This window comes from Sorangiineae bacterium MSr11954 (genome assembly GCA_037157815.1).
GTDB lineage: Bacteria > Myxococcota_A > Polyangia > Polyangiales > Polyangiaceae > Pendulispora > Pendulispora albinea.
The window spans coordinates 5,511,897-5,527,667 of the sequence record CP089984.1; the positions used below are offsets into that span (position 1 = coordinate 5,511,897).

The 15,771-nt window shown below is 62.5% G+C and carries 10 protein-coding genes; 6 read left to right on the forward strand and 4 right to left on the reverse strand.

Annotated elements, in window-relative coordinates:
- Nucleotides 1–5: 5 nt before the first annotated feature.
- From LZC94_21280 to LZC94_21300, 5 genes are all read left to right on the forward strand, one after another.
- Nucleotides 6–476 carry a hypothetical protein gene (locus LZC94_21280; protein WXB19745.1) on the forward strand — a complete coding sequence of 157 codons (471 nt, stop codon included), beginning with the start codon at nucleotides 6–8 and terminating at the stop codon, nucleotides 474–476.
- Nucleotides 473–772, forward strand: a complete 300-nt coding sequence (locus LZC94_21285; protein ID WXB19746.1) for a hypothetical protein — start codon at nucleotides 473–475, stop codon at nucleotides 770–772. The genes LZC94_21280 and LZC94_21285 overlap by 4 nt, the downstream gene beginning before the upstream one ends.
- Nucleotides 773–1,451: 679 nt before the next feature.
- Complete coding sequence (istA, locus tag LZC94_21290; protein ID WXB19747.1) at nucleotides 1,452–3,125, forward strand: IS21 family transposase; 1,674 nt, start codon at nucleotides 1,452–1,454, stop codon at nucleotides 3,123–3,125.
- Nucleotides 3,088–3,774, forward strand: coding sequence for an IS21-like element helper ATPase IstB (istB, locus tag LZC94_21295; protein ID WXB20223.1), 687 nt, complete (start codon nucleotides 3,088–3,090; stop codon nucleotides 3,772–3,774). The genes istA and istB overlap by 38 nt, the downstream gene beginning before the upstream one ends.
- Nucleotides 3,775–3,917: 143 nt before the next feature.
- Complete coding sequence (locus LZC94_21300; protein ID WXB19748.1) at nucleotides 3,918–4,592, forward strand: hypothetical protein; 675 nt, start codon at nucleotides 3,918–3,920, stop codon at nucleotides 4,590–4,592.
- Nucleotides 4,593–5,227: 635 nt separating this feature from the next.
- On the opposite strand, the gene LZC94_21305 is transcribed toward LZC94_21300, so the two are convergent.
- A complete protein-coding gene (locus LZC94_21305; protein ID WXB19749.1) occupies nucleotides 5,228–5,473 on the reverse strand; it encodes a hypothetical protein in 246 nt (81 codons plus the stop codon).
- A gap of 565 nt (nucleotides 5,474–6,038) precedes the next feature.
- On the opposite strand from LZC94_21305, the gene LZC94_21310 reads away from it, so the two are divergent.
- The gene (locus tag LZC94_21310; GenBank protein ID WXB19750.1) at nucleotides 6,039–6,293 is read left to right on the forward strand and encodes a hypothetical protein; all 255 of its coding nucleotides are present in this window, start codon (nucleotides 6,039–6,041) and stop codon (nucleotides 6,291–6,293) included.
- 131 nt (nucleotides 6,294–6,424) lie between these two features.
- Here the strand turns inward: LZC94_21310 and LZC94_21315 are convergent, their stop codons facing one another.
- From LZC94_21315 to LZC94_21325, 3 genes are all read right to left on the reverse strand, one after another.
- Nucleotides 6,425–6,919 (reverse strand): DUF4275 family protein, encoded by a 495-nt coding sequence (locus LZC94_21315; GenBank protein WXB19751.1) that lies wholly within the window; start codon nucleotides 6,917–6,919, stop codon nucleotides 6,425–6,427.
- Nucleotides 6,916–12,687: a hypothetical protein gene (locus LZC94_21320; protein ID WXB19752.1), complete on the reverse strand. Its 5,772-nt coding sequence runs from the start codon at nucleotides 12,685–12,687 to the stop codon at nucleotides 6,916–6,918. Before LZC94_21320 ends, LZC94_21315 begins: the two co-directional genes overlap by 4 nt.
- Before the next feature lie 743 nt (nucleotides 12,688–13,430).
- Nucleotides 13,431–14,693 carry a M15 family metallopeptidase gene (locus LZC94_21325; GenBank protein ID WXB19753.1) on the reverse strand — a complete coding sequence of 421 codons (1,263 nt, stop codon included), beginning with the start codon at nucleotides 14,691–14,693 and terminating at the stop codon, nucleotides 13,431–13,433.
- Between the last annotated feature and the right edge of the window lie 1,078 nt (nucleotides 14,694–15,771).

Below are 15,771 nucleotides of genomic sequence, written 5' to 3' on the forward strand. Positions count from 1 at the left end.
CGCCAATGAAGCTGCGCTATAACCAGGCCGAAGCAGATCTCTGTGAGTTCTTGTCGCGTTTTTCCATTGTGGATACGTTCTCGAAAAAGGAGCGGTGGCAATGGGAGCGTCGCTTTCGACTGACACACCTTCAAACAGAGAATCCCCGGAGAGGACGGAGACCAATCGGTGAGCTCCATGTGGAGTTTGGCGACTACAGGACCCGCGCTCTGGACTTCGGTGATGCGGAAGCGGAATATCGAACGCTCGACAACGCGGACGAGCACCGATACATCGTGCTGCCAGAGGTCCCGGCGACGATCGGATTCGATTGTCGCGGGCAGCTTCCGACCATGGAAGACTGGCAAAGCATAGCGAACGACTCCGGACTTCCCTTCGGTATCGTCGTCGTGGATTTCGAGCTTTGCTGGCTTTTCGGGATGACAGCCGATTGGCCCGGTCTCGGAGCGTATTTCGCATGGGGGGCGGATTCATGATGGAAACTCGAATCCTGATAAAGATGATCGTTCACGGTAAAGATCCAGCTTCCCGGAGGCAGTTCTTTCAAGTGCTCGCCATCGAGGCTACGGATGAAGCAGCCGGGAAGGCTGCTGCGCGACGATTCCTCACGTCCGACGGATATGACCTGTGCGGTTTCGATGGCGAGTCGACGAGGTTGCGTAGTCTCAACGAGGTACGGGATACGCTCCGTCTGTTGGAACCGCCTATTGACGGCGTGATTGCAAGGAGCGGGCGCGCATGGTTTGAAGCCGACGATGACGAGAAGGCGTGAGCCCGTACGACTCTCCAGAACGGGGCTCGTGCAGTGCATACGCGCTACGAAGCCCGTGGTGAGTCCCGGCAAGGGAGGCCGCAATCAGGGCGCAGGGGCCTGACGGCGCGAAGGTCCGGAGGGTCGGACATGGCGGGCATTACGCATGCCGTTTCTCGCAGTTTCGCAAGAAAATCAGCGCGCTGGAGAAACGTCTCCGCAAAGATGGCAGGGAACACGCGCTATCCGATCATAGGGCGTTTGAGAGCTCCACGCTGGGCAGGCCGTCGTCGACGGCGGTGGCAGAGCGTCTTGTAGGGCTCGGTCGAGGAGGCCACGTGCGCCTCGCGCTTGGCCGGGCGTCACCATCCGTGACGGCAGTGGGCGAAGTGACCAAGAACGGGGAGGGACCATCGGGGCCTATCCCAGAGGTGCCAGTTCATCAGGATTCATCCCATATTAACACTGTAGAGCTTGGTTTTAGTGCCACGTGCGTATTCCGACGTGACTCGGGGATCGATTCCAACGACACCCGGGGCCTCATTCCAACGTGACCCGGGGGCCGATTCCTGGGCACCCGGGGACGCATTCCAACGACACCCGGGGGCCGATTCCTAGGCACCCGGGGACGCATTCCAAAGGGGGCGGTCCCCCCCGCAGCGGCGAGCAGGGTCACAGCTTCATCGCGTAGACAGGCGCGATGTCGGAGCGAGTGTCCATGCGGAAGGTCCGAGAAGTTCTCAGATTGAAGTTCGAGTGCGGGCGCAGCCACGCCGAGATCGCGGCGTCGGTGGCAATCGGTGAGACGACCGTCGGCGATTACCTGGCGCGCGCACGTGCCGCGGGGCTCGCGTGGGCGGAGGCCCGGTTGCTGAGCGACGCCGAGGTGGAGGGGCGGTTGTTCCACGATGGTGGCCGTAACGAGCCGCCGTCGCGCGTGCCGATCGATTTCGCGTGGGTGCATCGAGAGCTGTCGCGTCCGGCGGTCACGTTGCAAACGTTGTGGGTCGAGTACCGCGATGGGGCGATGGGTCAGGCACCGCTCAAAGCCTACGAATACAGCCGCTTTTGCGCCTTGTATGCCCAGTGGAAGAAGAAGCTGAGCGTCGTCATGCGCCAGGTGCATCGTGCCGGCGAAAAGATGTTCATCGATTACTCAGGGAGAAAGCCACACGTCGTCCATCCATCGACCGGAGAGGTTTACGAAGTCGAGCTGTTCGTCGCGGTGCTCGGCGCGAGCAACTATACGTACGCCGAGGCGACGCGCACGCAGAAGGTCGCCGACTTCGTCGGCTCGACGATCCGCGCCTTCGAGTACTTCGGCTGCGTCCCCGAGGTCGTCGTGCCCGATCAACTTCGCAGCGCCGTTTCGGGGCCGGATCGGTACGAGCCGGACATCAACCCGACCTACCTCGAGATGGCGCAGCACTACGGCGTAACGGTGATTCCGGCGCGGCCGAGAAAGCCGAGGGACAAAGCGAAGGTCGAGGGAGGCGTTTTGATCGCGCAGCGGTGGATCCTCGCGGCGCTCCGGAATCGGACTTTCTTCTCACCCGGTGAGCTCAATGTGGCGGTCCGCGAGCTGCTCGAGCAGCTCAACAAGCGCCCGTTTCAAAAGCTCGAAGGATGCCGGCACTCGGCCTTCGAGACGATCGACAAGCCCGCCATGCGCCCTCTGCCCGCTCACCGCTACCAGATCGCGAAGTGGCGAAAGGTGAAGGTCAATATTGATTACTGCGTCGACTACGAGCACCGACTGTACAGCGTGCCGTACACGATGGTGGGGGCCGAGGTGGAGATTCGTGCAACCGCGACGAGTGTCGAGATCCTGCACCAGAGCGAGCGCGTGGCGTCCCACGTGCGCAGTTATGGTCCGAAGGGCACGGCGGTGATCTGCGACGAACACCGGCCACGCGAGCACCGCGACTATGGCAAGTGGCCGCCCGAGCGCGTGGTCGCGTGGGCCGAGAGCATTGGCGATCAGGTCGGTGAATTCGCGCGTCGGGCTCTCGGGCAGCGTACGCACCCAGAGACCGGATACCGTACCTGCCTCGGGGTGATTCGGCTCGCCGACCGATACGGCAAGGCTCGCGTGAATGCGGCGTGTGCTCGTGCGCTGAGCATCGGCAGCCCCACGTGCAAGAGCGTGACGGCGATTCTCAAAAATGGCCTCGACCGCGCGCCGCGGGTCGAGCCCCCAACTCGAGCGCCCATCGCGCACGAGCACATTCGCGGCGCAAGCTACTTCGATACGGAGGATGAACGTGATCCTGGAAGAAACGATTCAGAAGCTCGTCGAGATGAAGCTGCACGTGATGGCACAGACGGTGCGCGAGATGCACGCGTCTCCCCCGACGGAACCCCTCTCCACTGACGAGGTGATCGGGATGATGATCGACCGCGAATGGGTGGCACGGGAAAACAAGCGACTCGAACGTTTGCTCAAAGACGCCCGAATACCCAATGGCGTGAGCCTCGAAGAGCTATCGTGCGAAGCAGGCCGCGGTGTCGACCGCTCCTTCGCGCGTACGCTCGGGGCTTGCCACTGGGTCCGAGCGAAACAGAACGTGATCGTGGTCGGAGCAACGGGAGGCGGAAAGAGCTTTCTCGGTGCAGCCCTCGCCCAAGCGGCGTGCCGGCAAGGCTTTCGGGCGCTCTGCATTCGCACGTCGCGCCTGCTGGAGCAGCTCGCCGTCGCGCGTGCCGCGGGCACCTACGCCCAGGCGCTCGCGCGCATCGCGAAGATGTCGGTCCTCGTGCTCGACGATTTTCTGTTGTCGCCGATGACGGAGATCGAGCGGCGCGATCTGCTCGAAGTGCTGGAGGATCGGTACGACCAATCGTCGACGGTGATCACGTCGCAACTTCCGACGAAAACTTGGCATCAAGCCATCGGCGAAGCGACAATGGCGGACGCCATCTGCGACCGCCTCGTGCACAACGCCCACGTGGTGACCCTTCGGGGCGGCTCGATGCGGAAGAAGAAGGCGATTGCCCCCGAGGTGACCGAAACGAAAACCTGACCACGCTCGTCGCTACGCTCCGGGCCCCGCGTCATGTCGGATTGAGCCCCCGCGTCGGCTTGGAACAGCTCCCCGGGTCCTTCGGAATATGCACCACGAGCACCTTCTTCTTTTGCGAGCGCTCCCGTGTCAGAGTGGGTCGCGTGAGCGTGGGCATCGTCATCCGCGTCAAGGATCTGGCACGAAGCGAGGCGCTGTACATCGACACCTTCGGGGAGACGCTCGATGTGGCGGCCAAGGCTCGGGTGGAGACCCGCGGGGAGTTGCTCTGCATGCCTTGGAAGCAGGGCGGATGCTTGTTCGCCCTCGAGGCAAGCGGGCCTCCGGTCCGCCACGGCATCCCGGTCATTGCCGATTCGGCGGCTCTGGAACGCGCGGCCATTCATGGTGCCGAGCTTCGTCCCTTGGAAGGCGCGCAGGAAGTTGTCGACTACGATGGAAATATCTTTTGGGCGTTCGAGCCCGCTGGTGTCGAAGTACGTTATGAGACGGGAATCGGTAATCCAATTCTTCCACTGATCTACGCAATCGAGCGAGGACAGCTCGACCCTTCGTGGCTGCAGGTCTGGGGCCACGGTGGACGCGATCCCGTAGCCACCGCGTGGGCGGTCTCGGTTGGCTATCTCGAAGAGTTGCTCGCTCGGTTGCGGTGGACGGACGAGTCGCAGCGAGCGTGTGACATCTACAATGAACTCTCGCACCGGCTCGAGCCCATTTTTATCCAGGAGCGGATTCGTGGATCGGTGCGCGTGCCAACGTTGCAAGACGCCCAACTGGAGGCAGACCGCGTCGCTGCCGAGCGTGGCGGTCGCGCGTAGTGCCGCACCGTCGACGCCGATAAGATGCACGAGGGCCATCGACCCGTTCTGGCTCGAGCCCGCTCCGTATCCGTTCGGCGATTCGCGTCGCAAATTGAAAGGCAGAAGGCCGTAAATCCCATCGCCCCAAGAGGAGGCCGGGATGGGAGGCGAATCGCGGGAGGCGTGGGGCAAACGGGTGGAGCGACGGTCGCCGTTGCCCCCGGCCGCGGTCACCCGCGTGAGAGAGGTCCGGTGAGCATGTCGAGCAGCGCCATTGGCCCCGGGCACCACCGGCACGAACTACCCGGGCGAGATGGCCATCTCGTTTGATGGGCGATTCGTTTACGCCTCCAACTGTTCGGCGTTCACGCTCGCCGCGTGCGGCACGTCGCAGAAATCCGCGCGGCGGGCCCGACGGCTGCACTATCGACAAGATGATGGGCCGTTGCCATGGGCGGCGCCAACCCGTCGGGCTCCCGGCGTGCGCGACGCTGCGCCATTCGCGCATGGCGACCTTGCGAGGGTAGTTGCCGCGATGGGAAGGGAGAGGCCGGATCCGACGCAGGCGGAGCGCGTTCTGAAGGCTCCTCGGTGCCTGCCAAGTCCACAGCGCGTCGTGCTGCTACGGAGGACGACGCACGACCGCGGAGAAGTCATTGAGCCAACTTGGCACGCATCGCTTCGATGAGACTGCTCAAGGCTTCATCCGGCGTCGCCCCCTTGCCAACGGGTTCGTCGTAGTTTTGCCAAAACTCCGCACAATCGTTGTCGTCGCCTTCCGCAGCCTCGGGGATGCATTCGAGTGGAAACGCAATCCATGCAGCACCTGAATAGACTCCCCCGTAACGATCGCACGTAATAACGGTCGGCCAATGGTGTTTCAGCCAGAACTCGGTCATGGTGATTGGCAGGATAGGCGAAACGGCAGCGTCCTTGCGAGCGTTTCTCGCCGCTGCGGAAACTGAGAAACATCGAGTCCGTGGTTGGCCGACGCTCGCGCTCCCGTCGCGAGGGCATTTGGCCATCCACTCGGGGTGCGCGCACGGTACACCGCAGCGATCGTGACACATCGAGTCCCTTCCTTCACGCTGCTCGTTCCGGGCCCTTCTCGTGAGACTTCGCAGCTCGCCGATGCGCTGTTGGCCGCGTGCATCCGCGCGCGGGCACGAACGGACGCTGCGCTCCAACCCGGCGATGTGGAGATCGAACTCGTCTCCGATGACGCTCTCGGCGCGGCGTTCCGGTTTGGCCGTGGACCGTTGCCGGATGACGTGCGGCGCGAGGTCGAGCGTTGTCGTCGAGTTGCGGTGGTCGAGGTCGGCCTGCAACTGCAACGCGATCACGCGGCCATCGCGGCACTCGGGCGCGTGCTGCAGGCGGGCCGGCGGGGTCGCCGTTCGGGTGGAAGGCTCGGGGGGAGCGTGGGCTTGGGAACCATGGCTTGCGCGTCTCGATGCGGGCTCGATGGGCGCCCTTTACGAGTGCGCCGTGGTGGTCGTTGGAGACGGCAGAACGTTCTTCACGTGCGGCATGCACCACTTCGATCGGCCCGATGCGGAGATCTCGATGGACGATCCGCGCGCCGCGATAGCGTGGCTCGACACGTTTCACGTCTACCAGCTCACCGAGGATCCCGTGCTGGCTTCGGGGCATACCTTCCGGCCCGACGATCATGGGGATGAATCGGAACAAGTTCTTTGCGGCGTTCGCCGAGCTTGAATCGAAGGGCAATGTGCAGGCCGAGCGTGACGAGTTGGGGGTGTACGTGCGTTGGGTCAGCGCGGGCAATTCCGTAATGGGACCCATGGATATGTCGTAAACATCTGCACGCGAAGCCCATTACGGAAAGGTCATCCCATATCGCCTACATCTGGATCGTCCATTACCGCAACGACGAAGAACGGTCCCCCATAAGCATCCTGCTCGTTGGTTACGACGAAGGTCCATTCGAAACTCGGTGCGATGATGTAGATGTCTGAGATCTTCCAATGATCCATCAGGTCGCGGATCTCGTCGTATTTGGGGATATCGGCACCTGTACATCGAAAGCCCAACTCTTCATATCCGAGGATAACGATGAATGCATCGCCGCGGCGTTGCTCGTAAGCACTGACAGCGGCGAATTCGCGCTCCGCCGCATCCTCGCCAGAGGCAAGTGTGATCCAAAGATCCGGCGCGCGTACACGACGATCGGCGATACGTGTTGGGGTAAACCTCTCGCGCCACGCTTTGTGTACCTTCCACAGCTCGCGCTGTTCGAGCTGGATCGGTGTACCGTGTAGGTCCCGCAGCCACGACTCGAGGCCCGCTACCAGGTCCTCGCGGTGCATTCCAGTAATACTCATGCGAGCCCCGGCGGCAGGCCCGGTCCTTGGGAGGGAAAAAACGGCAGCCACGGCGTAAACAAATCGAGAATATCATCGCTGACATCGCCGTCGTCGTTCAGATCAAGCAAAAATGGAATCGTACCGAGGATGGTGTTTCGATTTCCGAAAAAGACGTGGGCTGGGAGTTTATCGCCTTTTTGATCGACGGGATGGTAGTGGCTTCCGTGTACGTCGTTATGCAATATCGGGCATCGGCCGCCGCTAGCTTGTCGCGCAATGGCTAGGGCCTCACTTTCGGATTTCGTCAGCACATCGCCGCCGTGTTCCACGATATGAACAGCGGCGTCGAACCCGACACGCTCCAATAGCTGAAGCCCCTTCCTCTCGATGAGATTTACCACCCGTACCCACGCCCCCTTCGGCGACAACCCTGTCGAGTCAACATAGTTGATTGGATCGTTGTTCGCATAACTGTAGAGATTTGATCCGCCGTTGAATCGCGACGGGTCTTTGCTCGTCCAGGTACCGCTCTCGGGATCATATTCTCGAGCACGGAAGTGCACGAGCCCAGTATCTGGATCGTACATTCCGCCAGCAAATCCGAAAGGCTGAAATCCAACGCCGCTGTCGCTCGTAACTCGCCCCCAAGGATCGTAGTCAAGTACCTGGACAGGCGCGGAGCTCGTGCTGGCGTCGACGACAAATCGAACGCTCCCAAGATGATCCGTGATAAGCGAGTAGGTCTTACCTCCACGGATCATAGCATCCGGGACGTGACCGCCGCCGGCATAGATGAACTGGGTGAGGACATTACCGCTCGCATCGACCTCGGCAACGGGCTGCAGCCCACTGCGATAAAGCCAGCGATGCGTGATCGTGCCATTGCGGCTTCTGGTGATGCGCCTGCCGAAAGCATCGAGCTGGTAGTCGATTCGCACGCCGGACGCAAGTTCGACAGACACCAGGTTACCGCGACCATCGTAGGAATACTTGGCCACGCTGGAGGGCGTGGACTTGGTCGCGCGTTCACCGCGCGGCGTGTATGTGTAGGTTGTATCTCCACGCCGCGTGAGGCGATCTTGCTCATCGACCTGGGTACCGTTGTCAGTCCGATTGCCATTGGCATCGAAGGAGTACCGACCTTGTTCGACACCATCTTTGGTGACACGAGCGAGACGGTCGGCGGCGTCATAGGCATAACCCCACAGGACGCCATTTTCAAGCTTCTCAACGAGCTGCCCTCGGTTGTTGTAGGTGTAGGCGATATTGAGAGGCTTGCCCGCGCCGCTGAGGGTGGATGTGGCGAGCTCGCCGTACATCGTATAGGTAAAGCTCTGGCTCACACGACCCGTCGAGAGGCTCGAGAGCCACCCCGAGTCGGATTGACGAGAGAGAGAGACCGGCCCGACCTTTGTCCGAAGCCCGTCGGCGTCATAAGTGTAGGCGATCGATGTGCCACCTCCCGAAAGCGTCTCCGTCTTGAGGCGCAGCAGTGCATCACGAGTCCATGCGATCGTGCCGGAAGCAGGTCCAGCGGTCGTGACACTGGTCAGAAATGCACCGTCATAAACAGCGCTGATGGAAGCGTTACTCGGGCCGCTGAAGGCGACCGCGTTCCCGGTGGCAGCATCGTAGCCGAAGCCAACCTGGCCGGTAGCGAAGCGGAGCGTCGCCGGGCGGCCGGAGCTGTCGCGCTCAAGCACCGTCTGGGCGCCATCTTCGTGGGTGAGAGCCTTAACGGCGCGGTCCCCATCGTAGCTCGTCGAAAGTGATTGGCCACCAGGGCTGGCATAGGAAGTTTCAAGCCCGTCCTTGGCACGGGTCATCGTGTGTGCAGGTTTGCCGGGAGGAGTGAGCGCGAGCACGTTGTCGAGCGGATCATAGCCGAAGACCGTGCGCGCGCCATCGGGACGGACCGACGCAACCACGCGGAGCGCTGTATCACGTTCCAACGCGGCGACCGGGCCGAGCGCGTCGGTGATGCTCTGAAGCACGCCGCTGTTCGCGTCGTACCCATACGTCATCCGTCGAGCGCCACGCGAGGTTTCGACAGGACGCCCACGAGTGTCATACCGAATATCCATCGGAGCAAGGCCCGGTGTCTCCACTCGGATCACGCGCCCATCGGCATCAAGCACGGTGCGTGCCTGCCGTCCGACCGCACTCGTGTTGGTCCACGTGCGCGAGGCCACGTCGTATGTCGAGCTCGACGCGCCATCCACCGTCGTCCGGGTCCCGTCGAGACCGAGAAGCGAGCCGTCCGTATCGAAACGCGCAGACCAGTTGGTATCGACGGTGCGTTTGAGGCCACTCGGCAGGGTCGTTACTTCGTGCGACACATAAGGCGACTGCATACCGAAACGAGGATCTGCTGCCACCATAGTATCTAGCTTCGTTCCGTCAGGCCAAGTCACGTGCGCTCCGCGATCCGGATCGGTCGTCAACACGGTCTTGGTCCCATCTTCGTGCGTAACGGTGCGCACATCCCCCGTATCGCGCCCTCCCGACGCCGAATGCAGACGCGTTCGTCCAAGTCCCGTGGTGATTCGGGTCTGCAACGGGGACAAGCTCTCTCGCGAGAGGGTCCACGTCGCGTTCTCGGGGCCTGCGTCGGTCAAGAGGTTTCCTCGCGCATCATACTGCATCGCGTGTACGCCACCCCCCGCATCGAGACGCTGCTCGAGCAGCCCGCCCGTCCCGTACGAAAGCTTCTCTTCGCGCCCGAGCGGGTCGGTCACCTTCGCGAGGTACCCGTCCGCATCGTATGCTAGGAGCGTCGTCTGCGAGAACGGCGCGACGATGGACGTTGCCCGGCCATTCGCGTCGTAACCGATCACCGTCGCATTGTGATGGTTGTCCTCGACGCGCGCGAGCTTCCCCGCGCCATTGTACGAAAAGCGTAGCTTTACGGCGTTCGTGAGCCCGTCGAGGGTGCGCAGGTGGCGGCCGTTCGTGTCAAAAACGTAAATCTCCGAACCGTCGCCACTGACGATCAACTTTTCGCCATTCGTCGTCGCTGGAACGACGGGGTGCAAGCGCAGGATCACGCTGTCGGTAAATTCGGATGTGTAAAGATCACCATTGGGGCTGAGCACCAGCGCGGACGGAACGGTATTTGCGACACGCCGAGCCGGTTGCCCGATCGCTCCGCTCACCGTCGGGATGTCGCCGCCTCCGGCGAAGGTCGAGATGCGGCCGTGGTAAACGCGACGAATGCGGCCTCCGTCGGAGATGTAGAGCGTGCCTTCCCCATCCACCGCGAGTGCTCCCGGAAACTCGAGCTTGGCGAGGCGCGCATCGCCCCCGTCGCCATTGGAGCCTCCCCCGGCGACGGTCATGATAATCCCTCGCGGGTCGATTCGCCGCACCCGATTGTCGATGCCTCCACCGCGTTCGGAGACGTAGATCGCACCATCCGGGTCTACGGCAATACCGGTGACATTGCTGAGGCTTGCGCGCAAGGCGAGCACGTTCTCGCCGCGGTCGGTCCCTCCACCCGCTACCCGGCGCGCATAGCCGCCGGGTTCGAGCTGCACGACGATGTTGTCCGTCGTTTCCAAGACGTACATGCTCCCATCAGGCCCAAAAGCAACATCCGTGGGACGGGGGACATTGGCCTCTATTGCGGGAACACCCGAAACGTTGACGCTTTGCGTTCCACCACCGAGCACCGTTTGGATGATGCCGTCCTTGGTCACGCAGCGCACCCGGTCCTGATACTGGACGCTAAAGCACACCGCGCCATCGAAGGGGCGGACCGCAATCGACGTCGGAGCAGAAATGTCTGCGGACGTAGCGGGTCCGCCATCACCCGAGAATCCGTCGACGCCAGTGCCGGCGAAGGTCGAGATGATGCCGTTGACAACCTTTCGAACCCGATTATTGGACGCATCGGCGATGTAGAGCGTGCCGTCGGCGGCGCGCGCGAGACCCCAGGGGTAGTTCAAGTTCGCGGCCGTCGCCGGACCACCGTCCCCATCGTATCCGGGGCTGAAATTCCCTGCGATGTGCTCGATCACGGCCTGCGGATCGGGCTCGTTCTGCCGCCCGTCGCCAAAGTAAAGGACTCCATTGCCGGGGTCGTAATTTTGGAGCCCTGAGAGTGCCCAGCCACCAAATCCGAGCCCTTCCTGTGGAAAGGTGCCGAGGTTCATCTCGTAGGTGCGCCAGAACGTGAACTCGCGGCGCGTCGGATTTTGCGTGATGGGACCCGATGCGTCGGTCCACATGCCGAAGGCGGGAGTCGTTGTGTAGGCGCTCTCGTAGACGAGCCCCACGCGAACGTATGCACGCGTTCGGCCGGGCCAAGCGCGCCCGTAGGCATCCTTGCCATCCCACACGAAGGTGTGGGTCATGTTCGGCGTGACGGCGTCGTACGTCTTGGTCGTTCGAACGCCCAGCACGGCGATTTCCACCTGGGCGCGCTTGGCGGACGCGGGAACCGTCGCCTCCGTGATGGGGATCGTCAAGGTCGATGATTCGGTGTGCCCCGCCACCCGCTCCGAGCTGTAGTGAAGCTCCAGCCCGGTGCCCACCACCGGGATCTGCTCGGTGAGCAGCCGCGATTCACATAGGATGGTCGAATTGGCTTTCTGCACATCCTCTTTAGGACGGCACCCGTTCGACGCTCCGTCCGCTGCTTGAGCGGGATTGGCGGCGTCGGCGGCCGGAGCCTGTCCCCAGTTGAAGTCGTAGGTGGAGAAGTGCTGCAACGGAACACGGAAGAAGCTCTTTCCGACCGGGGCTATGGGCGCGCTCGCGTCGATTTCGGCCTGCGTGATGCCGAGCGCCGCAAGCACGGTCGCACTATCCGCCTTGCCGTCGCCGTCCGTATCGTACCCGCGCTTTCCGTTCGCGCCGTTCACCACGGCCAGCACTCGGCCGGATTCGCTCGCTTTCCACGCGTCCATCTCGGGCGCGAACGCGCCGGAGGGAACAAGGGTCCCAATCTTCATGGACAAAAAATTGTCCACGTACGCCATGACGGTCTTATCGAAAGAGACCTCCCGAGCGTCCTTTGTCTCGTCGAACCCGAAGTTCGAAGCATACGTGTAGGCGCTCGCGGGAGGCAGTGCACCCGGCATGGCCTCGTCGCCCAAGTCGCCGCGGGTGTACTCCGTCACGCGGAATGTACCGGAGCCAAGAGGCGCCTTGGTGCCATCGGCTTTCGTGACCGTCGCGCGAACACCCGGCGGAAAGAGGATATGCGCCGTCCGGGCTGCCGCGTCATCGGCTACCGAGGGCTCCCCGCTGGCGAGCTGCCAGGTGCTCCCGCCGTTGAATTGAACGGCCGTTGTCCTCGCGCTCGATCCAAGAAGGACGACATCGTCCAAATTGCGAAAACGATTCAGCCCGGGCGTAAATCCGCGCTGCGCCTCGATGAGCCCTGCCGCCGAGTAGCGCAGAAAGATGCGCTCGCCGCCGTTCACGGCGAAGTCGTACCAACCGTCGGTGCTGGTCAAGGTCTGACCGTATTCGGGATGGTTCGGGGCGACGACCTTTGCGCCTGCAATGGGGTGCCCGTTACCGTCGAGCACCCGCCCTCGAATCACGCTCTCGCGCGACGGATCCAAGGTGCCTGCCGCGACGCCCGATTGCCTGGCGTTCGGACCGGAATAGATGAATCGCATGGCCTCGTGGAAGTTCACCGGCTTCGTGGGATCGATGGGCGGAGCCTCGCCGCTCGGAGGCGGCTCCCCGCTGCTGCATCCGCCGAATGACGGGAGCATGACCACGAACAGCAGGCCAAGCGCCGATAGAAATCTCGAAGAGAGCCCTGGTTGCATCGACGAACCTTCCCGTCTTTGGACTATCAGCTACGAGGCGCGCAGTTGCGAATGGGCCGCAATCCCTGCGCTTCCTCCACGTTACCGTCGGCGCACGGATGCTTTGTCCATGCTACCGGACGTGCAGATTGTACGAAATCGCTATCATTTGCAATGTCGAACTTCACGGGTCGCGTGAGACAGTTCGATGTCGGCAAATGGTAACGAACGTGCGGCAAATTGATTTATCTTTGCAGCACCAAATTTCCCGCAACCGATTTTGACGGTGGTCGATGAGACCCAGTGCCCGTTTTGGACCACGACCCCCGTCGCGTGCGTGTGGGTCGAGTACGGGCCAATCGTCCGTCTTGGGCGCCGTCGGCGGATGTCCGGGTCAAGAGGACATCGAGCTTACGGAACTTGACGCGGGTGCCCCAGTCGGATCGGGTACGCCGATGACGCCGAGGCGTCCAACGGGAAACGGCTCACTCCTTGTGCGCGTCAAACTCGCTCCGCCCCGGGCACTGAACCTCCACCGATTCGGTGGAGGTTCACTTCCGGTTTCGACGTTCGCGTCTTCTTTGCGCGCTTCGCCTGGGACGGTACGCCATCGCCGGTAATAGCCCGCGAGCCGCACATTAATGGGCCACCCGGCGCAATCGGGGAGCCCACTGCGCGTTCGGACGCCGACAGGTGGAAGACCTTACTGTACGTACTTGGGAGCACCGCCCCCAAACGACCTTCGAGCGCAAGCGGCTCGATCGCTAAATGTCGAGCTCACAATGCGGCGCATCGGGAAAGTTCACCCAGTCGAGCCCCGCGACGAGGCCCTCGGCGCGGGCGGCAGCCGCATAGGCCCTCCACACAGGGTCCGTCGAATTAGGAATGTAGACCGCGCCGTTCTTCGTCGGATAGCAGTCCGCCGCGGTTCCAGAACCGGGCGTGCCATTCCCTTGATGGCGAGACCGAGCGCCGACACCGTCGCGCTCCGTTACGATAGGGCCGGGACGTCCAAACGGTTTAGCGGTGGGGCGCCCGGAGCCATAGAGCCATTGTTGGCGTTCCGTCGTGCGGAAGCCTTCGACGAGTTGAAATGGCGTCCCGGATGCCGCAAGCTTGCCTAGCACGTTGTTGAGCTTATCGCGGAACGTATGAGTTAAATGCATCGGATTGGCGTCGATGGGCGGAACGACGGATGCGGCCCACTTTGCGGAAGGATCGATCCCCAACGGCGGCACTGGGGGCCGGCCTCCCGGATACCACGGCTCGGCGATGGTGACCGCCGCAAGCAGGCCGGCATACAATGGATTGCTCAAGAGCTCGTCGAGCCGCGCGGGAGCACCGTCGAGCGTGACGTCGAGGCTCACGAGCCGGATGCCGTGGCTATAGTCGACCCAATCCTCGTCGTGCGCCGGGTCACTTCCCTGAATCGGGCCACTCCCGTCTCGCGCCCAACCGCCAAAAATGATCGTGGGAAGCTTGCCCGATGACAACCTCTGATGCACGCGAGGCGATAGAATCACATCCTTCTTGTGCCCTGCCGTGAGCACACCGAGGGCCCCGCCGATGGAGCGACGCTCCGTCGCCACCACGTCATTGTACTGGCGATAACACGCATTCGACCTCATCCTCGCTTCGACACAGTCTGCCTTGCCGTACTGCCCCGCAAGCCAGAGTCGCGCCGGCGCCTGGTTCCATATTGCACGCACGATCTTCTCGGTCGGAAGGGCTGCATCGAAAGCATCTGCAACACGCTGGGCAGACGCGACCTTCATGGGGATGAGAACGAAGTCCGTGTTATCTCCCACGGCCAGATAGTCAGGCATGACGCGAATCGTCGCCTCGTGCTGCGCGGGAGCGATCATCGAGAGGTGGACATCGATGAGGTAGCGGAGAAATTCAGGGATGTTTCCCGACGTGATCTCGTCCACGATACGCCGCTCCCGGTCGGCGTCCGCGAGGCCTTCCGTTCGACGAAGGAATTCGCTACCCGAGATCGCATCCGGTCGACGTTCAGGGATCTGCATGGATGTGCTCCTTCCGGATTGACTGTTTCCGAAGCCGAACGACGACCCGGGAGCGGCGCTAACGGCCGCGATGTCCCGTTAAGGGTGAAGGTATCCGCGAAGGATACGAGATTTCTCCCTATCTGTCGGCCGCGCGTGGTCCCGGCCGAATGGCGTGCCTGTGCTCGCGCGAGCACCCCCGCGAATGAAGAATCTGCCCTGTGCGATGCGATCGGCCCACGGAACTGTTCGCACGAACGGGGGGGGGGACGTCCGGGATCGATCCGCAGAAGGCCCCCTATCTTGAGCGCAACCCACGAGATGCCCACAGCGGCACGCCTTGGCGACGAGGGCGCCGATGCGCGGCCGGCACGCGGCAAGCTCCTGGTGTGCCCGCTCTTGGGACGCCGTTGACAGATAAAGGGTGATCCCGTCCATTCGCCCTCGATGTGTTCGAGACCCGATCCGCCTGCGTCGCTCGCCTGAGTCGGCGCGAGCGATTGTCCAAGTTGGTCCGGTATTCGCTATCGGTCCCTCCGTTGTAGGCGACCAGCCCCTCGAGCATTCGCTGCGAGTGCACACCTCGGCGACAAATGGCGAATGCTGCTAAACGATTGAAATGATACGTGAGCCTTGTCAGGGCTCGATTGAGCTTCTAAGTCAAAGCTATCGGTCTGAGATTCCAGTGGACGAAGAAGGCGAGCGCGTAGCCCAGCGCCCGGGCCGCAAGAATATCGACGAATGGGGCTTCGAGCTGTCGTGCGATCGCTGCCACAGTGACGACCCTCGACATCGTTTGGGGCCTTGTCAACTCTCTGCCTCGAGCGAGCGCGGTCCGACCAGGGACCGCGTCTTTTTCACAACGTGCCGTACTTCGATGTCCGATGAAATGACGTCATGGACCGTGAGCGTCCGGCGACCGACTCCCGTCGATGAATCGCCTCGACTCAGCCCACACGCGCTCCTCGGGCGGATCGACGAACGGACAGCACGTCGGCGCGACGCTCATGTTGAATCGCCGTCTTGTGATGCCGTGCCTTGGCCATGATCCATGTCGCGGGCTGCGGCCCCATCGACGCCCTCGTCCGTGTGGAGACAG